This is a genomic window from Kitasatospora sp. NBC_00039 (genome assembly GCF_045160625.1).
Classification (GTDB): Bacteria; Actinomycetota; Actinomycetes; order Streptomycetales; family Streptomycetaceae; genus Kitasatospora.
On sequence record NZ_CP108289.1, the window covers coordinates 279,645 to 304,146 of the forward strand.

At 73.4% G+C, this 24,502-nt stretch carries 9 protein-coding genes and 1 pseudogene; 7 read left to right on the top strand and 3 right to left on the bottom strand.

Annotation, left to right across the window (positions count from 1 at the left end; all coding sequences use genetic code 11):
• The first annotated feature begins 314 nt into the window (after positions 1–314).
• The 5 genes from OG286_RS01635 to OG286_RS01655 all read left to right on the top strand — a co-directional run bounded on the left by OG286_RS01635 (position 315) and on the right by OG286_RS01655 (position 13,411).
• Positions 315–536 carry an MbtH family protein gene (locus OG286_RS01635; protein WP_396320196.1) on the top strand — a complete coding sequence of 74 codons (222 nt, stop codon included), beginning with the start codon at positions 315–317 and terminating at the stop codon, positions 534–536.
• Positions 533–2,386: an amino acid adenylation domain-containing protein gene (locus OG286_RS01640; protein ID WP_405364639.1), complete on the top strand. Its 1,854-nt coding sequence runs from the start codon at positions 533–535 to the stop codon at positions 2,384–2,386. The genes OG286_RS01635 and OG286_RS01640 overlap by 4 nt, the downstream gene beginning before the upstream one ends.
• Positions 2,383–5,706 carry an amino acid adenylation domain-containing protein gene (locus tag OG286_RS01645; protein WP_405363434.1) on the top strand — a complete coding sequence of 1,108 codons (3,324 nt, stop codon included), beginning with the start codon at positions 2,383–2,385 and terminating at the stop codon, positions 5,704–5,706. The genes OG286_RS01640 and OG286_RS01645 overlap by 4 nt, the downstream gene beginning before the upstream one ends.
• A 228-nt stretch (positions 5,707–5,934) precedes the next feature.
• Positions 5,935–6,981, top strand: coding sequence for a TauD/TfdA family dioxygenase (locus OG286_RS01650; RefSeq protein WP_405363432.1), 1,047 nt, complete (start codon positions 5,935–5,937; stop codon positions 6,979–6,981).
• On the top strand, positions 6,968–13,411 hold the full coding sequence (locus tag OG286_RS01655) for an amino acid adenylation domain-containing protein (RefSeq protein ID WP_396320200.1): 6,444 nt from the start codon (positions 6,968–6,970) through the stop codon (positions 13,409–13,411). Before OG286_RS01650 ends, OG286_RS01655 begins: the two co-directional genes overlap by 14 nt.
• 78 nt (positions 13,412–13,489) lie before the next feature.
• On the opposite strand, the gene OG286_RS01660 is transcribed toward OG286_RS01655, so the two are convergent.
• The gene (locus OG286_RS01660) at positions 13,490–14,740 is read right to left on the bottom strand and encodes an MFS transporter (protein WP_396320201.1); all 1,251 of its coding nucleotides are present in this window, start codon (positions 14,738–14,740) and stop codon (positions 13,490–13,492) included.
• Positions 14,741–14,922: 182 nt separating this feature from the next.
• Here OG286_RS01660 and OG286_RS01665 point away from each other — a divergent pair, with 182 nt between their 5' ends.
• Complete coding sequence (locus OG286_RS01665; protein ID WP_405363429.1) at positions 14,923–22,236, top strand: amino acid adenylation domain-containing protein; 7,314 nt, start codon at positions 14,923–14,925, stop codon at positions 22,234–22,236.
• Positions 22,236–23,222: a TauD/TfdA family dioxygenase gene (locus OG286_RS01670; protein WP_396320203.1), complete on the top strand. Its 987-nt coding sequence runs from the start codon at positions 22,236–22,238 to the stop codon at positions 23,220–23,222. The genes OG286_RS01665 and OG286_RS01670 overlap by 1 nt, the downstream gene beginning before the upstream one ends.
• A gap of 45 nt (positions 23,223–23,267) precedes the next feature.
• On the opposite strand, the gene OG286_RS01675 is transcribed toward OG286_RS01670, so the two are convergent.
• Positions 23,268–23,540: a hypothetical protein gene (locus OG286_RS01675; protein ID WP_405363427.1), complete on the bottom strand. Its 273-nt coding sequence runs from the start codon at positions 23,538–23,540 to the stop codon at positions 23,268–23,270.
• A gap of 32 nt (positions 23,541–23,572) precedes the next feature.
• Positions 23,573–24,278: pseudogene (locus OG286_RS01680) on the bottom strand (oxidoreductase C-terminal domain-containing protein); the annotation flags it as partial.
• Between the last annotated feature and the right edge of the window lie 224 nt (positions 24,279–24,502).

The following is a 24,502-nucleotide window of genomic DNA, read 5'->3' on the forward strand; positions in this document are numbered from 1 at the left end:
CGCGCTCGCCGAGCACCTCGCCGGGGGCCGGACACGTGCGGAATACGGTGGGCGCGTCCTCTTTGAGGGTCGTTCCTGACTTCCATTCACCATCCGCACTCGGTGGACGGCCGCCCGGCATCCGTCGCCGAGTCGGCATGCTGGCAGCATGCTGCGCCGGTGACGGTGCGTAGTAGAGAAGGACCGGCAGTCCTTGCCGCAGGCCGACTGCGTGATCCTCGGCCGGTTCTTCCCTATGGCGGCCGGACCGCTGCGAGACAGGCTTTCACCAGGGCGCCGGACGACAGGCGCCGGCCGAGCGGGAGGAGAGCGGAATGGCTGACGAGGACACCGACGGGCGCACCTATCTCGTGGTCCGGAACGACGAGGAGCAGTACTCGATCTGGCTCGCGGACCGGGAGGTCCCGCTGGGTTGGCACCGGGAGGGCACCGAGGGCACCCGGCAGGCGTGCCTGGACCACATCGACTCGATCTGGACGGACATGCGTCCGCTCAGCCTGCGCCGGCGCATGGAGCAGGAGAGCCGGCCCGCATGAGCACCCAGGCTGGCCGCGCCACGCCGCCGCTGCCCGAGCAGTGCGTGCACGATCGGTTCGCGGAGCGGGCGAACGACGCGCTGGAGGCCGTAGCCCTGGAGTGCGGCGGCCGGCGGCTGACCTACGCCGAGCTGGACGCCAGGGCCGGCCAGGTGGCCCACCTGTTGCGCGGGCGCGGCGTGCGGCCCGGCGTCGCGGTGGCAGTGAGCGCGCAACGGGACCTGGAGGTGCTGGTCGCGCTGCTGGGCGTGCTCAAGGCGGGCGGCCACTACCTGCCGCTGGACCCGGACTACCCGGCCGAGCGGTTGGAATTCATGCTCGCCGACTCCGGCGCCCGGTTGCTGCTGGTCCAGCCGGAGTTCGCCGACGGGTTCGCCGGCGCCCCGGGCCTGGACACCGTCCTGATGGACCGGGACTGGTCGGCCGCGTCCGAGCTGCCCACCAGTACGCCGGCGGCCGGGGCCCGGCCCGACGACCTGGCGTACGTGATGTACACCTCCGGGTCCACGGGCCGCCCCAAGGGGGTCGAGGTCACTCATCGCAACATCATGCGGCTGGTCCACGAGGCCGACTACGCGGATCTCGACCCGGGGCAGGTGATGCTGATGCTCGCCCCGCTGTCCTTCGACGCCTCGACCTTCGAGCTGTGGGGGGCGCTGTGCAACGGCGCCAGGGTGGCCGTGCTCCCGCAGGGCGTGCCGACCGCGGCCTCGATCGAGCAGGCGGTGCGGCGCCACGGCGTCACCGTGCTGTTCATGGCCGCCGGGCTGTTCCAGCACGTGGTGCGCACCCGCCCCGGTGCGCTGGCGGGGGTGCGCCAGGTGCTGGTGGGCGGCGACACGCCACCGCCCGCCGAGGTGCGGACGGTGCTCGAGTTCGGTGTGGAGGTCGTCAACGCCTACGGGCCGACCGAGTGCACGACGTTCAGCTGCGCCCGGCGCGGCGTCACCGTCGCCGAGACCCGGGGGAACATCCCGATCGGCGCCGGCATCGTCCGCACCGACACGTACGTGGTGGACGAGGCGTACCAGGAGACGCCGCCCGGGGTGGCCGGGGAGCTGCTGATCGGCGGCCCGGGGGTCGCCCGCGGCTACCTCGGCCGGCCGGCCCTCACCGCCGAGCGCTTCGTCCCCGACCCGTTCGGCACCGCGCCCGGTGCCCGGCTGTACCGGACCGGGGACCTGGCCAGCCGGGACGCCGACGGCGTGCTGCACTACCTCGGCCGGCGCGACCAGCAGGTCAAGATCCTCGGCCACCGCGTGGAACTCGGCGAGATCGAGGTCGTGTTGGGCAATCACCCCGAAGTGCGAGGGGCCGCGGCCGCCGTCCGGACGACCCCGAACGGGGAAAAGCAGCTGGTCGGCTACGTGCTGTCGGACACCCTCGGCCCGGCGGCCGGCGGGCAGCTGCAGGACTATCTGCGCGAACGGTTGCCGGACTTCCTGGTCCCCACCGCCTGGGTGCGGCTGACGGAGTTCCCGCTGACGCCCAACGGCAAGCTGGACCGCTCGGCACTCCCGGCGCCGGTGGCCGGCGGTGACGGCCCGGGGCTCGCCCCGCGCACACCCCTCGAGCAGGCCGTCGCCGAGGTCTGGACCGAACTGCTCAACGTGGCCGCGATCGGCGTGCACGACGACTTCTTCGGGCTGGGCGGAAACTCCCTGCTGGCCACCCAGGCCGCCGTGCTGCTCCAGGAGCGGTTCCCCGTCGACCTCCCCGTGAACGTGGTGTTCAACGCACCCACCGTCGCGTTGCTCACCGAGGAGGTCCATCGCGCGATCGCCGAGCATGTCGCGCAGCTATCCGACACAGAGGTGGAGTCCATGTTGTCTCAGGAGCGTGAGGGATGAGCACACCCCTGACCGGTCCCGCTTCGGCAAGCCCCACCGACCAGCGGCAGGCCCTGCTCGAGAGCCTGCTGCGCGCGGGCGGCCGCAGCGCCCGGACCTCCGACACCATCCCCCGGGCGCCGCGGGACCGGCCGCTGCCGCTGTCGTCCGCCCAGCAGCGGATCTGGCTGGTGGAGAGCCTGCGCCCCGGCACCACCGAGTACGTGGTGCCGGTCGGGTGGGAGCTGCGCGGACCGCTGGACGTGGCGGCGCTGCGCGCCGCGCTGGCGCAGGTCGTGGCGCGGCACGAGGTGCTGCGCACCCGCTATCTGGCGGTCGGCGACGAGGTGATTCAACTCGTGCTTCCCACAGACGAGTTGGACTTCGAGACAGTGAACCTCTGCGAGCTTCCCGCCGACGCCCGGGCAACCCGGCTGGACGAACTCGTGGAGCGCCAGGCCCGCACGCCGTTCGACCTCGGCGGCCGGGGCCCGCTGCGGGTCCGGCTGGTCCGGTTCACTGCGGAGCACCACGCGCTGGTCCTGATGGTGCACCACATCGCCTTCGACGGCTGGTCCATCGGCGTGCTGGCCGCCGAACTCGGCGCGCTCTACCCGGCGTTCGCCGATGGCCGGGCCGATCCGCTGCCGGAACTCCCGGTGCAGTACGCGGACTTCGCCGCATGGCAGCGCGAGGCGCACTCCGGCACCGCACTCTCCAGCCAACTGGATTACTGGCTGGAGAAGTTGGCCGGATCGACCGCGCTGGAGCTGGCCACAGACCGGCCCCGGCCGGCGGCCTTCGACCCGGCCGGCGCCACCCTGTCGTTCACCGTGCCGGCCGAGATCGCCGAGCCGCTGATCGCCTGGGGGCGGTCCCGGGGTGCGACACCGTTCATGGTGCTGCTGGCCGCGTTCAAGCTGCTGCTGTCCCAGCACGCCGGCCGCACCGACGTCACCGTGGGCGCCCCGGTCGCCGGCCGCGCCCGGGCCGAAGTGCGGGACCTGCTGGGCTTCTTCGTCAACACCTTGGTGCTGCGCACCGACCTGTCCGGCGAGCCGACCTTCGAGGAGGTCGTCGACCGCGTCCGGGAGACGGCACTGGGGGCGTACGCGCACCAGGACGTGCCGTTCGAGCGGCTGGTGGACGAGCTGGCACCTGCGCGCGACCTGTCCCGCAACCCGCTGTTCCAGACCATGTTCTCGCTGCTCGACTCGGACACCACCGCGGAGTTCAGCGGGGCCGGGGTGCGGGCCACTGCGCTGACGACGCCCTGGCACAGCGCCAAGTTCGACCTGATGCTGCAACTCACCCAGCAGTCCGACGGTTCGCTGTCGGGCGTGGTCGAGTACGCCACGGCGCTCTTCGAGCGGGAGAGCATGGCGGTGCTGGCCGAGCACTTCACCACGCTGCTGGGCGTGGTCGCCCGCGATCCGAAGGCCGTCGTGACGGGGACTTCGCTGCTCTCGCAGCGCGAGCGCGGCCTGCTGGAGAGGTGGAACGAGACCTCGGTCGCGTACCCGCAGGGCGAGGTGCTGCACGCCCTGGTCGAGCGGCAGGCCGCCCGCACCCCGGCGGCCGTGGCCGTGCGGTTCGAGGAACAGCAGCTCGGATACCGCGAGTTGGACGCCCGTGCCGAGCAGCTGGCGCGACGGCTGCGGGCCGCCGGGGTGGGGCCGGAGACCGTGGTGGCCGTCTGCCTGCACCGCGGCCTGGAGCTGCCGGTGGCGCTGCTGGCCGTCCTCAAGGCGGGTGGCGCCTACCTGCCGCTGGATCCCGGCTACCCCGCCCAGCGCCTGGGCTACATGCTGGACGACTCCGCGGCCCCGGTGGTGCTGAGTACCACCGAGCTCGCCGCGACCCTGCCGCCGCACCGGGCCCAGGTCCTGCTGGTCGACGAGGAGGCCACCACCGCGGAGACCCCCGCGGGGGCCGGGGCGACTGCCCGGGTGGACCCGCTGCACGCGGCCTACATCATCTACACCTCGGGCTCGACCGGCCGGCCCAAGGCCGTGGTCACCCCCCACGAGGGCATCGTGAACCGGCTGCGCTGGATGCAGGACACCTACGGGCTCACCGGCACCGACCACGTCCTGCACAAGACGCCGTACAGCTTCGACGTCTCCGTCTGGGAGCTGTTCTGGCCGCTGACGACCGGCGCGACCCTGGTCGTCGCCCGGCCCGACGGCCATGGCGACCCCGAGTACCTCGCCCGGACCATCAGCCGTCACGAGATCACCGCCCTGCACTTCGTCCCCGCCATGCTCCGGGCGTTCCTGACCGCACTGCCCCCCGGCACCCCGCTGGAGCCCTTGCGCCTGGTGCTGTGCAGCGGCGAGGCGCTGCCCGACGACCTCGCCGCCGCCTTCCACCGGCACCTCGCCACCGGCCGCGTCCAGCTGCACAACCTCTACGGCCCGACCGAGGCCTCCATCGACGTCACGGCCACCGCGTGCCCGCCCGGCGAGCACGTCACCATCGGCACCCCGGTCGCCAACACCCGGGTCCACGTGCTGGACCGCGACTTCGCGCCGCAACCGGTGAACGTCCCGGGTCAGCTCGCCCTGGCCGGCGTCCAGCTGGCCCGCGGTTACCTGGGACGCCCCGCGCTGACCGCCGAGCGCTTCGTTCCCGACCCCGACCCCCGCCACCCCGGCTGTCGGCTCTACCTCACCGGGGACCTGGCCCGGCGCAACCCCGACGGCACCGTCACCTACCTGGGCCGCAGCGACCACCAGGTCAAGCTGCACGGGCACCGGATCGAACTCGGCGAGGTCGAGACCGCGTTGCGGGAGCACCCACTGGTCGCCGACGCCGCGGCCGCCGTCCAGGGCGATCCCGGCCAGGAGCGGCTCACCGCCCACCTCGTGCCCGCCGGCCCAGGCGCCGTCCCGGATCCCGCCGACCTGCGAGCCTGGATGCGCCGTCTGCTGCCCGAGCACATGGTCCCCAGCGCCTGGGCCACCCTTGCCCGGCTCCCGCTGACCCCGAACGGCAAGCTCGACCGGCGGCTGCTGCCGCTGGTCGAACCGGACGGCGGGGCACGGGAGTTCGTCGAGCCCCGCAGCGAAGGCGAGCGTACGGTGGCGAGCGCTTGGCGTGAGGTCCTCGGAGTGGAGCGGGTCGGCGCGCACGACAACTTCTTCGACCTCGGCGGCCACTCCCTGCTGGCCGGCCGGATCACCCTGCGGCTGCGCGGGACGACCGGCCGGGAGGTGCCGGTACGGGCGCTCTTCGACCATTCGACGGTGGCCGAACTGGCCGCCGCGCTGCCCGGCTACCCCGAGCTGTCCACTGCGGTCGCGCTCCCCCTGCCGGGCACCCGCCGGCTGCGCCGGTAGGACACCCGATGGGCGGTGGTCAGCGCGCTGGACGGCATCCGCGCGCAACCGCCGGCCGGTTCGGTCTGCGCGGTCGTCCTCCACGCGAGCCGACCACGGCGTCACCGCCTCTCGTCGACGCCGCCACCACGCGGCCCGAGCTGCCGTGGACCACCTCTCCCTGCCCCGTTCCGCAGGGAATCCGTCTCCTCCCTCGGCCGAGGCCAGGGATCTCCATGGAGGTATCCGATGACCGCGCATCCATCCGCCCCGTCCGCCCCCGCGGATCACAAACGGGAGCCCACCGCGCAGTCCGCGCTCCCGTTCGTCCTGGCGGCGGACGCGCCGGGTACACCGGTGGCCGACGTCCTGCCCGCCGCCCGTCCGCTGATCCGCCGACGGCTCCTGGAGCACGGCGCGGTCCTGCTGCGCGGATTCGAGGTGGGCGGGGTGGACGGGTTCGCGGGCGTGGTCCGGGCGGTGTCCGGGGAACCGCTGGCCTATGCCGAACGCTCCTCGCCCCGCAGCACGATCAAGGGGCAGGTGTACACCTCCACGGACTACCCACCCGCCGAGGAGATCTTCCTGCACAACGAGAACTCCTACCAGGCCGACTGGCCGCTCACGCTGTTCTTCTCCTGCGTGCGCCCGCCGGACACCCTCGGCGCGACGCCGCTCGCCGACACCCGCCGCATCCACCGGTCGATCGACCCCGCGGTGCGCGAGGAGTTCGCCGCCCGCGGCTGGATGGTCGTGCGCAACTTCACCGACGGCTTCGGGGTGCCCTGGCAGCAGGCGTTCAACACCGACGACCGTGCCGAGGTGGAGCGGTACTGCGCCCGCAACGGCATCGAGCCGCGGTGGACCGGCGAGAACGGCCTGCGCACCCTCGCCCGGCGCCAGGCGGTGCACCGGCACCCGGTCACCGGCGAGACCGTCTGGTTCAACCACCTCGCCTTCTTCCACGTGAGCACGCTGGCCGCCGACGTGTGCGCCGGGCTGCGGGAGATGTACGACGAGGAGGATCTGCCGACCAACACCTACTACGGCGACGGCGCGCCCGTCCCCGACGAGGTCGTGGCGCACCTGCGCGCGTGCTACCGCGCCGAGCAGCGCCGCTTCGACTGGCAGCTCGGCGACGTGCTGGTGGTGGACAACATGCTGGCGGCCCACGGCCGTGAGCCGTTCACCGGTCCACGCAGGATCGCGGTGGCCATGGCCGAGCCCTGGTCGGCTGCGGCCGAGGGCGGCCACCGCTCCGACGCGCTCGGGGAGGCCTCCGATGGGAACCGATGAGGCGGGCTACGCCCTGTCCTTCGCCCAGGAGCAGCTCTGGTTCGTCGACCAACTCCGGTCCGGCGCCTCGACCGAGTACCTGTCGAACCAGACGCTGCGGCTGCGCGGCCCGCTGGACCCCCGCGCGCTGTCGGCCGCGCTCTCGCAGATCTCCGCGCGGCACGAGATTCTGCGCACCCGCTACGGCACCGCGGACGGCGCCGGGGTCCAGATCATCGACGAACACGCGCCGGTGGAGCCGCGCCCGGTCGACCTGCGCGAGCTGCCGGCCACCGACCGGGACGCGCGCCTGCGCGAGCTGGGCCACGCCGAACTGACGACCCCGATCGACCTGCGCACACAGGCACCCTGGCGGCTGACGCTGGTGCAGCTCGGGCCGGACGACGCGGCCCTGCTGGTCACCGTCCACCACATCGCCTTCGACGGCTGGTCCTGGTCCGTGCTCGCCCGCGAACTGCAGGACCTGTACGAGGCGTTCTGCTCGGACCGGCCGTCCCGGCTGGAGCCGCCGACACTGCAGTACGCGGACTTCGCCCAGTGGGAGCGCGACCGCTGGGAGGCGGCCGGCGAGGCGGTCGAGCGCCAGCGCTCCTACTGGCGCGCGCGGCTGGCCGGACTCGAACCACTGGAACTCGCCACCGACCACCGGCGACCGGACCAGTGGGCGTCGACCGGGGCCGACCTGACCTTCACCGTGCCGGGCGAGCTGGCCCTACGCCTGGCCGAACTCGGCCGGCGCCGCGGCGCGACGCCCTTCATGGTCTACCTGGCCGCCTTCCAGGTGCTGCTGGCCCGCCACTCGGGGCAGCAGGACGTGGCGGTCGGGGTGTCGGTGTCCCGTCGCGAGCCGGCCGCTCTCGAAGAGCTGATCGGCATGTTCCTCAACACCGTGGTGCTGCGCGCCGACCTGTCCGGCGGCCCGTCCTTCACCGCTCTGCTGGCGCAGGTCCGCGAGACGGTCCTGGACGCCCACGAGCACCTGGACGTGCCGTTCGAGCGGGTGGTCGCCGACCTCGCGCCGGAGCGGGACCTTTCCCGCAACCCGGTGTTCCAGGTGGGCTTCGCCCTGCACACCGTCGCGCCGCAACCGTTCCAGCTGACGGGGCTCGAGGTCACCGCGGACGAAACGGCGACGCCCAGTTCCGCCTTCGACCTCTCCCTGCACCTCACCGAGCGCCCCGACGGCTCGGTGGACGGCCGGCTGATCTACCCGACCTCCCTGTTCGAGCTCCCCCGGATCGCGCGGATGGCCGAGCACCTGCTGCGGCTGCTGGGCGACATCGCCGACCGGCCGGACGCCCCCGCACACGGGCTGGAACTCCTCACCGAGGCCGAGCTGGGGCAGTTCGAGGAGTGGAACCGCACCGACGCCGCGTCGCCGGAACTCTCGCTCCCCGAGCTGTTCCGCGCCCAGGCCCGGGCGACCCCGGACGCGGTGGCGGTCGTGGCCGGGGACCAGGAGATCGGCTACGCCGAACTCGCGGACCGGGTACGGCGCCTGGCGCTCCACCTGCGCACCCGGGGGGTCACGCGTGAGACGCCGGTCGGAGTGGCGCTGCACCGCGGCACGGACCTGGTCACGGCGCTGCTCGCGGTGCTGACGGCGGGCGGCGTGTACGTCCCGCTGGCGCCCGAGTACCCCGTCGACCGGCTGGCGTACATGGTCGCTGACGCCGACGTCGAGGTCGTGCTGACCGAGGAGTCGCTGCGGGAGCGGCTGCCGGCCGGCCTGCGGGTGGTGACGCCGGACGACGCCTGGCTGACGGGCGACGCCCCGGCCCCCGACGCCGAACCGCCCTCCGTCCAGGACACCGACGGGGCCTACGTGATGTACACCTCCGGCTCGACGGGCCGGCCCAAGGGGGTGCTGATTCCGCATACCGCGATCCGCAACCGGGTGCTCTGGTCGGTCGAACGGTACGGGCTCGGCGCCGGCGACCGGCTCCTGCAGAAGACCACGATCGGCTTCGACGCGGCGATGTGGGAGTTCCTCTCGCCGCTGGTCTGCGGCGCCACCGTGGTGATGGCCCCCCAGGAGGCACACCGGGACCCGACCGTGATGATCCGGGCGGTCGCCGAACACGGTGTCACCGTCCTGCAGTTGGTGCCCTCGGTGCTGCGGCTGCTGCTGGCCGAGCCCGAACTGGCCGGCTGCGCCTCGCTGCGGCTGGTGTGCTCGGCCGGCGAGCCGCTGCCGGGCGAACTCTGCGAGCGGCTGCGCGCGGTGGTCGACGTCGAGGTGTTCAACACCTACGGCCCCACCGAGTGCGCCATCGACTCCACCGCCTGGCGCTACGAGGGCGGCGGGGGCGAGGGCATCGTGCCGATCGGCCACCCGCTGACCGGCGTGCGGACCTATGTGGTGGACCGCGACGACGCCCTCGTGCCGGTCGGCGTCCCCGGCGAGCTGTGCGTGGGCGGGATCGGCCTGGCGCGCGGATACCTGGGCCAGGGCGCGCTGACCGCCGAGCGGTTCGCCCCCAACCCCTTCGCGGCCGGACCCGGCGAACGTTGGTACCGCACCGGCGACCTGGTCCGCCGCCGCGAGGACGGCGCGCTGGAGTTCGTCGCCCGCGCCGACGAGCAGGTCAAGGTGCGCGGGGTGCGGATCGAACCGGGTGAGATCGAGGCCGTGCTGACCGCGCACCCCTCGGTCACCGCCGCCGCGGTGACCACCCGCCGCTCGACGGCGGGCGACCTCGAACTGCTCGCCTACGTCGTACTCGCGGACGGCGACGGGGACGGCGAGCCGGCCGGAACGGACGAGATCCGCACCCACCTCGCGGCCCGGCTGCCGGAGGCGATGGTGCCCTCCGTCGTGCTGCTCCTGGACACGATGCCGCTGACCCCCAGCGGCAAGGTGGACCGGCAGCGGCTGCCCTCCCCCGAGGAGCGGGACCGACCGGCGGGCGGGCAGTGGACCGCCCCGCGCACCCCGGCGGAGGCCGCGGTCGCCGCGCTGATGGCCGAGGTCCTCGAAGTGCGGCAGGTCGGCGCCGAGGACGACTTCTTCGCGCTCGGCGGCCACTCCCTGGTGGCCATCCGGCTGGTCCTGCGGCTGCGCCGGGACTTCGGCATCAAGCTGACGGTCGGCGAGCTGTTCAGCGCCCGCACCGTCGCCGCGCTGGCCGCCCGGATCGACGCCGCCCGCTCCGAGGGTGACGGGCCGGGCGTGCGGCCGGTGCCGCGCACCGGGGAGCTGCCGCTCTCCTTCGGCCAGCAGCGCATGTGGTTCCTCGACCAGCTGGAGCCGGGGAGCGACGAGTACCTCGTCCCGCTGGCGCTGCGCCTGCGCGGCCCGTTGGACGCCGAGGCGCTGCGGCTGGCGGTGGACGCCAGCGTCGCTCGGCACGAGGTGCTGCGGACCCGCTACCTCGCCGACGACGGCAACCCCCGGCAGGTGATCGACCCTGCGGGACCGGTCCCCTTCGAGCTGGTCGACCTCAGCGGTACGCCGCAGCCCGAGGAGCGGGCGCTGCGGCTGCTGGCCCAGGCCGCCGGCCGGGCCTTCGACCTGGCGGCCGAGTGGCCGCTGCGGGTCACGGTGGTCCGGACCGCGCCCGAGGAGCACCTCGTGGTGCTGACCCTGCACCACATCGCCTTCGACGCCTGGTCGACGGGCCTCTATCTGCACGACCTGGACCAGGCCTACCGCGCGCTCGCCGCCGGCGAGCCGTCACCGCTGCGCCCGCAAGCCGTCCAGTACGCGGACTTCGCCGCCTGGCAGCGGGGTCAGCAGTCCGCCGGCGAGACGGCCGGGCAGCTCGACTACTGGCGTGAGCGGCTGGCCGGACTGGAGCCGCTGGAGCTGCCGACCGACCGGCTGCGCTCCGCCGTCCGCGACGCACGCGGGGACCTGTTCGACGTCGAACTGCCGCAGGCGCTGGGCCAGGAGGTCGCGGAGCTGGCACGCCGGCGCGGTGTGACACCGTTCGTGCTGATGCTGGCCGCGTTCCAGGTGCTGCTCGGCCGCTACACCGGTCTCGACGACGTCGCGGTCGGCACCCCGGTGGCCGGGCGGACCAGGCCGGAGGCCGAGGAGCTGGTCGGCTTCTTCAGCAACAGCCTGGTGATCCGCACCGATCTGGCGGACGACCCGGTGTTCGGCGAGTTCCTCGAGCAGGTCCACCGGGTGTCCGCGGAGGCTTTCAGCCACCAGGACGTGCCGTTCGAGCACCTGGTCGACGCGCTGAAGCCGGACCGCGACCTCTCGCGCAACCCGCTGTTCCAGGTCATGTTCGAGCTCCAGCACCAGGAGGGCGACCTGACCGCGCTCGGCGGGGCGGCCGTGGAGAGCCTCGAGATCGGCCCGGCCGTGGCCAAGTTCGACCTGACGGTGAGCGTCACCCAGCACGGCGACGGGCGGCTGCGCTGCTGGTTCGAGTACGCCACGGCGCTGTTCGACCGGGCCACCGTCGAGCGGCTGGCCGGACACTACCTGACCCTGCTGCGCAGCATCGTGGACGCCCCGGACGCACGGCTGAGCGCCCTCGCGATGCTCACCGCCCCCGAGCGGCACGACCTGCTCACCGTCTGGCCCGACCCGGACGGGGACCGGCTGGCCGCACTCGACCCCGCCGAGCAGCACGGGCTGTGCGTGCCCCAGCTGATCGAGCACCAGGTCCGCCAGACGCCGGACGCGATCGCGGTGGTCTTCGGGGACCAGCGGATCAGCTACGCGGAGCTGAACGCGCGGGCCAACCGGTTCGCCCGCCGGCTGCGCGCGCTGGGGGTCGGACCGGAGACGGTCGTCGGCTCGTGCCTGGAGCGCAGCCCGGAGGCGGTCGTGGTGCTGCTGGCGGTGCTCAAGGCGGGCGGGGTCTACGTCCCCTTCGACCCGAGGCATCCGGCGCAGCGCCTGGAATTCATGCTCGCCGACGCCGGCGCCGAGGTCGTGGTCACCTCCACCGAGTTCGCCGACCGGCTCGGCGGCGGCGGTGGGCGGCTGCTGGTGCTGGACAAGGAGGAGGCCGCGGGGCAGGGCTCCTCGGCCGACCTGCCCGCGCAGGCCGGTCCCGGCAACCTCGCCTATGTCATTTACACCTCGGGCTCCACCGGCCGTCCCAAGGGGGTGATGATCGAGCACCGGTCCTACGCCCAGCACTGCCGGGTGATCGCGGACGCCTACGGCATCGCGCCGGGCGAGCGGGTGGTCCTGCTGTCCGCCCTCACCTTCGACGTCGCCATGGACCAGATCGCGGCCACGCTGGTGGCCGGCGCGACCGTCGTGGTCGGCGACCCGGTCTTCTGGACCCCCGCCGAACTGCCGGCCCGACTGGCCGAGCACGAAGTGACGATCGTCGAGATCACCCCCGCCTACTACCGGGCGATGCTGGAGTCACCCGAGCTCGGCCGGTTGACCTCGCTGAAGCTGATGAACGTCGGCAGCGACGTGGTCACCGTGGCCGACGCCGAGCGCTGGGCGGACAGCGGCCTGCCCGGGCGGTTCCTGTGCAACTACGGGCCGACCGAGGCGACCGTCACCTGCCTGCTGCACCCGGTGGGCGACACCCAGCCGCCCGGGCAGCAGTCCGCCGCCCTGCCGATCGGACGGCCGGTCGCCGGCACCCGGGCCCACGTCCTGGACGCCGACCTGAGGCCGGTGCCGGTCGGGATCGCCGGCGAACTCTGCCTGGGCGGGGTGCGGCTGGCCCGTGGCTACCACCGCCGGGCCGCCCTGACCGCCGATCGCTTCGTGCCGGACCCGCTGGCCGTCGAACCGGGGCAGCGGCTCTACCGCACCGGTGACCTGGTCCGCCGACGGCCGGACGGCGCCATCGAGTTCCTCGGGCGGATCGACCGTCAGGTCAAGGTGCGCGGGCTGCGGATCGAGCTCGGTGAGATCGAGGCGGCGCTGGCCGCACACCCCGCGGTGCAGGAGGCGGTCGTCATCGCCGCCGAACCACTGCCCGGGGACCGCCGGCTGGCTGCCTACCTGGCGGCCCGACCCGGCGACACCGTGCCGGACATCGGCGAACTCCGCTCCCACCTGCGGGAGTTGCTGCCAGAGTACATGATCCCGTCACTGTGGGTGACGCTGGTGGACCTGCCGCTGACGCCGAGCGGCAAGGTCGACCGCAAGGCGCTGCCGGATCCGGTGTCGGCTGGCGCGAACGGTGGGCGGGAGTACCAGGCGCCCGGCGACCCCGTCGAGGAGGCGCTGGCCGACATCTGGAGCGAGCTGCTCGGCGTGGAGCGGATCGGGGTGCTGGACGACTTCTTCGCCCTCGGCGGCAACTCGCTGCTGGCCACCCGGGTCCTGGCGGGGATCCGGACGGCGTTCGCGGTCGAGCTCCCGCTGCGCCGCCTGTTCGAGGCCACCACGGTGGCCGCCCTCGCGCAGGCGGTGTCCAAGGCCGTCGAGGACGACATCGCCGAGCTGACCGACGACGAGGTCGCCGGGCTGCTCTCCGGGGAGGGTGCGCGATGACCGGGACCGCCTGACCCCGCGCCGGACAGCGATGAGCCCCGCTCGTCACCGACGACGAGCGGGGCATCGCACGGTGGTTCAGCCGGCCGCCGCCACGGGCTCCGGCGCGTGCAGCTCGGCCAGGCTGGGCGCCTTGCGGATCGCGGGGCTGACGCTCGCGGCGACCGCGAGAAAGAGCATCCAGCAGGACAGCACCGCCACCGTGGCACCGGCACTGATCCAGCGCAGCAGCAGACCACCGACCAGCGAGCCGAGCGGGATGGCTCCGAAGGCGATCATGCGTGCCGCGCCCTGCACCCGGCCCAGAATGCGATCCGGCGTCACTCCGAGCTGGTAGGCCACCACCACCACGTTCCACACCGGGCCGACGAAGCACATCAGCGCGTACACCGCCCCGATCAGATAGGGGTCGTGCACCACCAGCAGCACCGGGACCACCAGCGCCCACGCCCAGTTCGCCCCGATCACCACGGTCCTCATCGACAGCCGGCGCTCCAGCGCGGGCGCGGCCAGCGAACCGAGCACCCCGCCGACCGCGGCCACGCCGAACATCACACCGACCGCGCCCGACGAGCCGCCGTCGGCGCGGGCGATCACGATGACGGTCAGGAACAGCGCCTGGAACAGCAGGTTGCTGCCCGCGACCAGCAGGGTGGTCACGCGTAGGAAGGGCTGGTGCCACAGCCAGGAGATCCCGGCGGCGAGCTCCGTGGTCAGCCGACCCGGCCGGTCGGCCGGCTCGGCCCGGAAGTCCTTCCTGATCATCAGCAGCGTGGTCAGCGACACCGCGTAGCTGACCGCGTCGAAGAGGAACGGGATCGCCCTGCCGAGCCCGAACAGCAGACCGCCGAGCGGCTGGCCGAACACGACGGCGCCCCGGGTGCGCGCCTCGTTGCGGGAGAGCGCGAGCGCGTACTGCGAGGGGTCCACCAGGGTGGTCACGGCCGCCGACTCGGCGATCCCGAAGCACACCGTGAGCGTGCCCTCGATGAACCCGACGACCAGCACGTGCGCCAGCGCCAGCCGGTCGGCGGCCAGGGCCAGGGCCAGGCTGCCGATGGCCAGGCCGCGCAGGACGTCGCACCAGATCATCACCCGTCGCCGGTTCCACCGGTCGACCAGCGCGCCGGCCGGGAGCTGGAACAGCAACTGCGGCAGTAGCGCGACGAACCCGGTGAACCCGGCGCTGGCGGGCGAGCCGGTGAGGTAGAGGACCAGCAGCGGATAGGCCACCGTCGTGGCGTTCGAACCGAGTTCGGACACCACCGCGCCCCGCCAGAGCAGCAGGAAGTCCCGGTTGTGCCGCAGCGGTTGCACCTTTTTTGTCATGCGCCGATGCTGCGCGGGCGCGAACGGCCGGGAGCAGAGAAGGACCGGCAGTCACGCGCGCAGTCACAGCCGTGCGAAGTGTGCCGTAGTGACTCTGCCGACGCCGACCGCCGACCCGGCAGGCTGAGGCCCAGCCCACCCCCCAGTTCCTGGTTGACCACCGCAAACACAGGAAGGCCCAGATGAGCACGAGCTCCACTGCCCGCGCCGAGTTGCTGCAGCGGCGCCTGCGCGGCCTGACGAAGGCGAAGCACAGCGACGAGATCGCCACGGTGTGCCGAGACGGCGAGTTGCCGCCGTCGTTCGCGCAGCGCCGCCTGTGGGTGCTCGACCAGATCCAGCCGGGCAGCACCGAATATCTGATGGCGTTGCAGCTCAGGCTGCCCGGCCCACTGGACGAGGAGGCGCTGCGGCGTGCGCTGGACGAGATCGCCGCCAGACACGAGGTGCTGCGCACCCGGTACGTGACGGTGGACGACGAGCCGCTGCAGGTGATAGACGCGCCCGGCGCCGTCGCCTTCACCCGGGTCGACCTGTCCGGCAGCGACCGGGAGGCCGCCGAGCACCGGTTCGCCGAGCTGGTGGCCGAGGCCGGCGAGCGGCCGTTCGACCTGGCCGGCGAGCAGCCGATCCGGGCGCTGCTGGTCCGCCTGGCCGACGACGAGTGCGCTCTGCTGCTGACCCTGCACCACATCGCCTCCGACGGTTGGTCGGAGTCGGTCCTGCTGTCCGAACTGGACCGGCTGTATTCGGCTTTCGCGGCCGGTCTGCCCTCCCCGCTGCCCCCGCTGCGGGTGCAGTACGCGGACTTCGCCTCCTGGCAGCGCGAACGGCTCTCCGGACCCCGGCTCGCCGAGCAACTCGCCTACTGGCGATCGAAGTTGTCCGGCCTGGAGCCGCTCCGCCTGCCGACCGACCGGCCGCGCGGGCCGGTGCGCGACGCCGCTGGCGCCGAGGTCTCCTTCGAGCTGCCGGCGACGCTCGCCGAGGCCCTGGTCCGGCTGGGCCGGGAGCACGGCGCGACGCCGTTCATGGTCACACTGGCCGCCTTCCAGCTGCTGCTCGGCCGGTACTGCCGGCAGAGCGACGTGGCGGTCGGCACCCCGGTGGCCGGGCGCAACCACCCCGACACGCACGAGTTGATCGGCCTGTTCGTCAACACGGTGGTCCAGCGCACCGATCTGTCCGGCGACCCGTCCTTCGTGGAGCTGCTCGCCCGGGTGCGCGAGGACGTGCTGAGCGGCTTCGAGCACCAGGACACCCCGTTCGAGCTGCTGGTCCAGGAGTTCGCGCCGGAACGGGACGCCTCCCGCACCCCGCTGGTGCAGGTGACCTTCCAACTGGTCGACGCCGAGCCGGCCGGGTCGCCCACCGGGCTGGGCGGCGAGCAGCGGCCGGTCGACTGGGAAACCGCAAAGTTCGACCTCAGTCTCGGCCTGGTCCAGCGGCCGGACGGCTCGATGGTGGGCCATCTGGAGTACGCCACCGCGCTGTTCGACCGGGCGACGATCCAGCGGATGGCCGGCCACTACCTGCGGCTGCTGGAGGGCGCCGTGGCCGCGCCGGAGCACGCGGTGAGCCGCTTGGAGCTGCTGACCGCTCCCGAGCGCGAGCAGTTGCTCACCGACTGGGCCGGGACCGGCTCCACCGAGCCGGTCCGGCAGAGCATCCCCGAGGTGTTCCGGAGCTGGGCCGAGCGCACCCCCGACGCAGTCGCGGTGAGCTGCGACGGCGCCGACCTGACCTACGCCGAGCTCGACGCCAGGAGCAACCGGCTGGCCCACCGGCTGCGCTCGCTGGGCGTGCGGACGGACCAGCTGGTCGGCGTCCGCCTGGAGCGCGGCCTCGACCTGGTGGTGGCCCTGCTCGGCGCGCTCAAGTCCGGGGCCGGCTACCTGCCGCTCGACCCGGGACAGCCGGCCGAGCGACTGGCCTACATCCTGGCCGACTCCGAGGTGTCCGTCGTGGTCAGCCGGGAGCCGGCCGGCGACGCGGTCGCCACGGTGTCGCCCGACGCCCCGGCGGGCGACTGGCCGGACACCGCACCCGCCGCGGGTGCGGGTGCGGGTGCGGACAACGTGGCCTACGTCATCTACACCTCGGGCTCCACCGGCAGGCCGAAGGGCGTGCCGGTGACCCACGCCAACGTGCTGCGGCTGCTACGGTCCTGCGAGGCCGACTTCGGCTTCGGCCCCACCGACGTGTGGACGCTCTTCCACTCCTACGCGTTCGACTTCTCGGTCTGGGAGCTGTGGGGGGCGTTGCTGCACGGCGGCCGGGCCGTCGTGGTGCCGTTCGCCGTCTCCCGCTCCCCGCAGGACTTCCTCGAGCTGCTGGTCGCCGAACGCGTCACCGTCCTCAACCAGACGCCCTCGGCCTTCCGGGTGCTGGGCGAGGCGGTGGCCGAGGCCGGGCTGCGGCCGGACGCCCTGGCGCTGCGGACCGTGGTCTTCGGCGGCGAGGCCCTCGACGTGGCCGAGCTGGAGCCGTGGTTCGCCCGGTTCGGCGACAGCGGCCCGGTCCTGGTGAACATGTACGGGATCACCGAGACCACCGTGCACGTGACGTACCGCCCGCTGCACGCGGCCGAGGCGGCCGGGACGCGCCCGAGCCCGATCGGCCGGCCGCTGCGCGATCTGCGCGTCTACCTGCTGGACGACGACCTCAACCTGGTGCCCGCCGGCATGCCCGGTCAGGTCTTCGTCTCCGGCCCCGGGCTGGCCCGCGGTTACCTCGGCCGCCCGGCGCTGACCGCGGAGCGATTCGGCCCGGACCCTTACACGACGCAGCCGGGCGCGCGCATGTACCGCACCGGCGACGTGGCGCGCTTCGGGCCGGGCGGCGACCTCGAGTTCCTCGGCCGGGCCGACGACCAGGTCAAGATCCGCGGGCACCGGATCGAGCCGGGCGAGATCGAGGCGGCCCTCGGCCGGCTCCCGGACGTCGACAAGAGCGTGGTGCTCGCCCACCGGCGCAGCGGCGAACGCGAGGCGCGGCTGGTCGCCTACCTCACGGCCGGGGCCGGCCGCCGGATCGACGTGGTCCGGCTGCGCGAGGACCTCGGCCGGGTCCTGCCGGCCTACATGGTCCCCGCGGTCTTCGTCCCGCTGGACACGCTGCCGGTGACGGCCAATGGAAAGACCGACCGCCGGGCGCTGCCCGATCCGGACGCGCACCGGGTCCAGGCCGACGAGGAGTACGTCGCGCCCCGGACCCCGGTCGAGCGGACCGTCGCGGAGATCTGGGCCGAGGTGCTCGGGCTCGAACGGGTCGGCGCGCAGGACAACTTCTTTGCCTTGGGCGGCGACTCGATCCGCGCCATCCGCGTGGTCGCAGCGCTGCGCCGGCGCGGGGTCGAACTGACCGTGCAGAACCTGCTGGTGCACCAGAGCGTGGCCGCGCTCGCCCGGTTCGCACAGTCGGCGGGCGCGCAGGCGACGGCAGCGGACGCCGTCGGCGTGGAGGAGCAGCGGGTCGAGCCGTTCGCCCTGCTGACGCCGCAGGACCGGGCGAAGCTGCCGGCCGGCCTGGTGGACGCCTACCCGATGTCCATGGTGCAGGCGGCCATGGCCTACCAGATGGTGTCGGACCAGGACGACAGCCCGTACCACAACATCACGCTGTTCCCGTTCCTCGACGACGCGCCGTTCTCGCTGCCCGCGATGCGCGAGGCTGCGCGGCTGCTGGCCGGCCGGCACGAGATCCTGCGCACCAGCTTCGATCTCACCGGCTTTTCCGAGCCGCTCCAGCTGGTGCACGCCGAGGGCACCATCGAGGTCGGCTACGACGACCTCCGCACGCTCGGCGCCGAGGAGGCCGAGCGGACGCTGCGGCGGTTCACGGCGGACACCCGGCGCAGCCCTTTCGACCTCGGCCGGGCGCCGATGCTCAGCTTCCACGTGCACCAGACGGCCGAGGACCGCTGGACCTTCTCCTTCAGCGAGTGCCACGCCATCCTCGACGGCTGGAGCCACCACTCGCTGCTCGATGAGCTGATGACGGACTACCGGGCGCTGCGGGCCGGCCGCGAGGCGGCCGCTCCCGGCACGCACACCGTGCGCTTCGCCGACCACATCGCCCTGGAGAAGCGCTCGCTGGACTCCGCCGAGGACCGCGCGTTCTGGCGTGAGCAGGTCTCCCGATCCGACCGGGTCGAGCTGCCGGTCGCCTGGGCCGCCGCCCCGGACGCCGGGGAGTCGCCGTACCAGACAACGGTGCTGTTCGAGGATCTGGAGCCCGGCCTGCGCCGGCTGGCGGCCGCCGCCGGGGCCCCGCTCAAGAGCGTGCTGTTCGCCGCGCACCTGAAGGTGCTCAGCGTGATCAGCGGCAGCGACCGCTTCCACACCGGCCTGGTCTGCAACGGGCGGCTGGAGACCGACGGCGGCGACCTGGTCCGCGGCATGCACCTGAACACCCTGCCGCTGGGGGTCGAGCTGACCGGGTCGAACTGGACCGAGCTGGTCGGCCAGGTCTTCGCCGCCGAGGTGGCGGCCTGGCCGCACCGCCGGTTCCCGCTGCCGGAGATGCAGCGCGAGTGGGGCGGCGGCACGCCGCTGGTCGACATCGCCTTCACCTACCTGGACTTTCACGTCCTGGACACCCGGCCGATCGAGTCCGCGAAGGTCGTGGACGTCAGCCCGAACGAGTTCGGGCTGGACGTCTGGACCTTCCCCGGTGTGCTGTACGTCTCCGGTCGGCCCGAGCGGATCAGCCGCGCCAACGGGCAACGGCTGGCCGGGCTGTACCGCACGGTCCTGGAGAGCATGGCCGCCGACCCGGCCGGCGACTCCCGCCACAGTGCCGTGGACGAGCGCGAGAGGTCCCTGCTGCTCTCCTTCGCCGCCGGCCCCGACACCGCCTACCCCGAGCTGTGCCTGCACGAGCTGTTCGAGCAGCAGGTCTCCCGCACCCCGCAGGCGACCGCGCTGCGGTGCGCCGACGGCACGACCGTCGGCTACGCCGAACTCAACGCCAGGGCCAACCGCCTGGCCAGGCGCCTGCGTTCGCTCGGCATCGGCCAGGAGTCCCGGGTCGGCGTGCTGCTGCGCCGGGGACCGGAGCTGGTGGTCGCGCTGCTCGCCGTGCTCAAGGCCGGCGCCGCCTACCTCCCGCTCGATCCGGCCCACCCGGCGCAGCGGCAGGCCACCCTGGTCGCCGACACCGACGCCCGGGTGGTCGTCACCCAGAGCGAGCTGACCGGCCTGCTCGCCGACTCCCCGGCCGAGCGGTACCTGGTCGACGCCGACACGGCGGTCGCCGACCAGTCGCCGGAGAACCTCGGGCGGACCGCCACACCGGACACGCTCGCCTACGTCATCTACACCTCGGGCTCGACCGGCACGCCGAAGGGCGTGATGATCGAGCACCGCAACGTGGTCAACTACGTCTGCTGGTGCCTGGGCGGCTACACCCCGCTGGGCGGCACGGGCGCACCGCTGTACTCCTCGATGGCCTTCGACCTGCCGGTCACCTCGCTGTTCCCCGCCCTGCTGTCCGGCCAGCCGGTCACGCTCGTGGAGGACGACGGGACGCCCGGGATCGACGCCCTGGTCGCGGCGCTGGAGCAGGGCGGGTTCGGCATCCTCAAGCTGACCCCCTCCCACCTCGCCCTGCTCAACCAGTCGCTGTCACCCCAGGGCCTGCGCACCGCGGCGGGCCGGCTGATCGCCGGCGGCGAGGAGCTGACCCGGGAGAAGGTCTCCCGCTGGGCCGAGTTCGCGCCGGACACCGTGGTGGACAACGAGTACGGTCCGACCGAGACCACGGTCGGCTGCTCCCACCTCGAAGGCACCGCGGCCGACCTCGAAGCGGGCGTGCTGCCGATCGGCCGGCCGTTCTCCAACACCACGATGCGGGTGCTCGACCGGACGATGGAGCTGGTACCGGTCGGCGTGGTGGGCGAGTTGTACATCGGTGGCGCGCAGCTGGCCCGCGGCTACGTGGAGCAGCCGGGCCTGACCGCCGAGCGCTTCGTGCCCGATCCCTATGCCGCGGTGCCCGGCGGGCGGCTCTACCGCACCGGGGACCTGGCCCGCTACCGTGCGGACGGAGTGCTGGAGTTCGCCGGCCGCGTCGACCACCAGGTGAAGATCCGCGGCTTCCGCATCGAGCCGGGCGAGGTCGAGGCCGCGCTGCGCCGGGAGGCCGAACTGCGCGAGGTGGCCGTGCGCGTGCACACGACGCCGAGCCACGAGCGGGAGCTGGCCGCCTATCTGGTGCCGGCCGACGGGACCGAGCTCGACCCGGTCGCGCTGCGCGACCGGCTGGCCCGGATCCTGCCGGCCCACCTGGTGCCGTCCAGGTACCTGGTGCTCGACAACCTGCCGATGACCCCGAGCGGAAAGGTGGACCTGGCCGCGCTGCCGCGGATCGACGAGGCCACGACCACCCGGCCCTACCGGGCGCCGCGCACGGCTGTGGAGAACATCCTGGCCAGGGCCTGGGCCGAGGCACTGGGAGTGGCCGAGGTCGGTATCGACGACAGCTTCGCCGAACTCGGCGGCCACTCCATGACCGTGATGCGGGTGATCGTCAAACTCCGTGCCGAGCACGGCTATCAGCTGTCCTTCCAGGACTTCTACCGGCACCGGACGGTGGCCGAACTGGCCGTCGCGGTGACGGACGCGAGGGCCGACACCCCGTCCGGCTCGCAGGCCGCGGACTCGATCGTGTGGCTGCGCCGGGCGGGCACCAAGCCGCCGCTGTTCTGCATCCACCCGGGCAGTGCGCACTGGTTCGCCGAACTCGCCGAGCACCTCCCGGCCGACCAGCCGGTGGCCGCGTTCGAGTGGCCCGGGCTGACCCGGCCGTGCCCCGCCCCGGAGAGCGTCGAGCAGATCGCCGAGCTCAACCTGGCCGAACTGCGGCGGATCGCCCCGACCGGGCCGTACCGGCTGCTCGGCTGGTGCGGGGGAAGCCAGATCACCAGTGAGATGGTCAGGCGGCTCAAGGCAGCCGGCGAGGACGTCACCTTCATGCTGCTCGATCCCGCTCTGGACACCTACGAGCGGGAGAACATGCACGACTTCGTGCGCAGGTTCCAGTACGCCGAGGCGGTGCTCGCCGAGCTCGCCGAGGCGAGCGGGGAGCGGCTCGGCGAACTCCAGCAGGAGGCGGTGACCGTCCTCACCAAGATCATCGATGAGGGTGAGGTGGACCCGCCGGTGCCCGGGGACCAGTTCTGGCCCTCCCGGGTCCGGGTCTGGCGGGAACTGCTGCAGACCCGGCTCGACTACCGCCACACGCCCGTCCCCGCCCGGCTGCACCTGCTGGCCGGCGACGAACTGGCCGCCGGCGAGCACGAGGTCGCGGTCGGGGTGAGCTTCACGGACTTCACCGCCCGGTGGGCCGAACTGGCCACCGAGGGGCTCGAGGTCCACCGGGTGAGCGGCAACCACCTCGGTGTCCTGCGCGCGCCCCACGTCGCGGCCGTGGCCGAGCTGCTGACCAGCCTGTTCGAGAACGACGCCATGGTGAGCACGAGGGATGTGAAGTGATGCCGACCATACTCACGGCCGACTCGCAGCTGGGCGTGGTGGCGCTGGACCCGGGCGTCGCACCGGCCCTGGAGGCGGTCGCCGCAGCTCTGCTGCCGGTGGCCGACGGGCGCGTCGACGACGTCCGGTGGCTGCGCGAGGCTGGTCGCCGGTGGCACGAACTGCCGCTGGCGCTGCGCAGGTCCCTCTCGGCCTTCCGGCGCGACTCCGGACCCACCGGGGCGCTACTCGTCCGCGGCCTGCCGGTCGACCAGGAGCTGCTGCCCGACACGCCGATGGTCAGCGGCTCCGTCCAACGGGAGGCGACCATCCCGGCCGGCGCGCTGATGCTCGTCACCAGCGCGCTGGGCGACCCCATCGCGTTCCGCCCGGAGAAGTCCGGCGCGATGGTGCAGGACGTCGTGCCGGTGCCGGGCAACGAGGAGTTCCAGGGCAACGAGGGCTCGGTGCTGCTGGACTTCCACACCGAGAACGCCTTCCACCCGTACCGGCCGGACTACGTGCTGCTGCTGTGCCTGCGGGCCGACCACGAACGGGTGGCCGGGCTGCGGACCGTGTGCATCCGCCAGGTCCACCGGCTGCTCGGTGAGGACCACCGCGCGGTGCTTTTCAGACCCGAGTTCGTCACCAGCCCGCCACCGTCCTTCGGGGCGGGGACGACGCAGCCGCAGCCGCACGCGGTGCTCAGCGGCGCGCCGGACGACCCGGACATGGTGGTCGACTTCGCGGCGACCGAGCCGCTGACCGAACGGGCCGCAGCCGCCCTGCGCGCGTTGCAGTCCCTGTTCAGCCGCCACGCGCTCACCCACCACCTCGTCCCCGGCGACCTGGCCATCGTCGACAACTCGGTGACCGCGCACGGCCGGACCGAGTTCACCCCGCGCTACGACGGGCGGGACCGCTGGCTGCAGCGCTCGTTCGCGGCACGCGACCTACGCCGCTCGCTCTCCCACCGGCCGGGCGACGGCCATGTGCTGCTCGGTTAGCGGCCGACAACCTGCAGGCGATCGTGTACGGGGTGCGCACCTCGCTCACGGCCACCGGCGGCGACGGGCGCGCCCGTCGCCGCCGCGCGGGTCCTGCGGAGCGTCGCGGACCCCGGCGTCCCGCCGGGCGCCGTGGCGTCCGGAGCCGGCCGTGGTGAAGCGTTCGCGCAGGCCGACTTCCAGAAGGCCTACCTCCGAGAAGGCCGACCCCTGACCGGACGTGCACGTGTGGTTCCGGGGCACGCGGAGGTCCGCCCGGCTCGCCGGGCGGACCTCCACCTTTCGGCCGGTGATCTGCAGCAGCGCGACGTTTGCCATGGCGAGTCCTTGGGTGCGGCCGTCCGGGTGCGTCAGGGCCGGGCGGGGGTGAACGTGAGCCGCTGGTCGGCCGGTGAGTATCCGCTGACGGTGACCGTCAGGCCGTGCGTGGGCACGGACGGGTCGGGGAACCCGGCCGGTACGGGGCTGCGCCCCTCGGGGCGCCGGTCCTTGCTGGGGAACTCCGGCGGGAACGGCACGGTCGACCCGATCAGCCGCTGGTAGAACTCCAGCCAGCGGCCGTGGTCGAAGGTGACCGCGCCGATGACCCGCCCCTGGTACCCGTAGACGGCGGTGAACCGGCGTTCGGCGAGCGAGCCCTGGGCGACGAGGATCTCCTCGCCCATGGACGGCACGCCCACGGATTTGATGGTCACTCCGAACCGGGACGACCAGAAGGCCGGCACCCACCGGTGGGGGATGCGGTCCGGGCCGATGCTGGTCATGTTGTGCGCGGCGACCTCGGCCTGGGTGACGGCGTTGCCCCAGTCCTCCAGGGACAGGAACCGGTAGCCGAACGGCGGGTGCGGGCCCGTGCGACGTCACCGGCCACGAACCCGTCGTCGGTGACGATGCCGCGGATGTCGAATGCCCGGCAGCCGGCGTCGCAGGCGATGCCGCGGGGGCCGGCGCCCAGCCCGAACCGACCGGCCGCTCGGTGCTGCGGATGGCGCCGAGCGAGACGACCACCACGTCGGCCTCGACCTCGGCGCCGTCGGACAGACCGGAGGAGTGAACGGGCGCGGAGGTGGAGGCTCGTCCCGATGCGATCGGCCGGGCGCCGCCGGAGACCACCACCACACGGCCGGCCGGGCCCGAGACCGGCCGGCCGTCGGCTTCCCGGCTCCACGAGGTCCGCGCCGGACCGGTGTCCGGAACTTCGGGCTCCGATACCGGGCACCGCCGATCCGGCCGGGCCGCCACCCGGACACGGGCCTGGGCCGTCGACGGACGGCCCCGGC

Excerpts from the sequence above, each read along its gene's own strand:
- OG286_RS01635 (WP_396320196.1), top strand. The coding sequence starts at position 315 with ATGGCTGACGAGGACACCGACGGGCGCACCTATCTCGTGGTCCGGAAC.
- OG286_RS01640 (WP_405364639.1), top strand. The coding sequence starts at position 533 with ATGAGCACCCAGGCTGGCCGCGCCACGCCGCCGCTGCCCGAGCAGTGC.
- OG286_RS01645 (WP_405363434.1), top strand. The coding sequence starts at position 2,383 with ATGAGCACACCCCTGACCGGTCCCGCTTCGGCAAGCCCCACCGACCAG.
- OG286_RS01650 (WP_405363432.1), top strand. The coding sequence starts at position 5,935 with ATGACCGCGCATCCATCCGCCCCGTCCGCCCCCGCGGATCACAAACGG.
- OG286_RS01655 (WP_396320200.1), top strand. The coding sequence starts at position 6,968 with ATGGGAACCGATGAGGCGGGCTACGCCCTGTCCTTCGCCCAGGAGCAG.
- OG286_RS01660 (WP_396320201.1), bottom strand. The coding sequence starts at position 14,740 with ATGACAAAAAAGGTGCAACCGCTGCGGCACAACCGGGACTTCCTGCTG.
- OG286_RS01665 (WP_405363429.1), top strand. The coding sequence starts at position 14,923 with ATGAGCACGAGCTCCACTGCCCGCGCCGAGTTGCTGCAGCGGCGCCTG.
- OG286_RS01670 (WP_396320203.1), top strand. The coding sequence starts at position 22,236 with ATGCCGACCATACTCACGGCCGACTCGCAGCTGGGCGTGGTGGCGCTG.
- OG286_RS01675 (WP_405363427.1), bottom strand. The coding sequence starts at position 23,540 with ATGGCAAACGTCGCGCTGCTGCAGATCACCGGCCGAAAGGTGGAGGTC.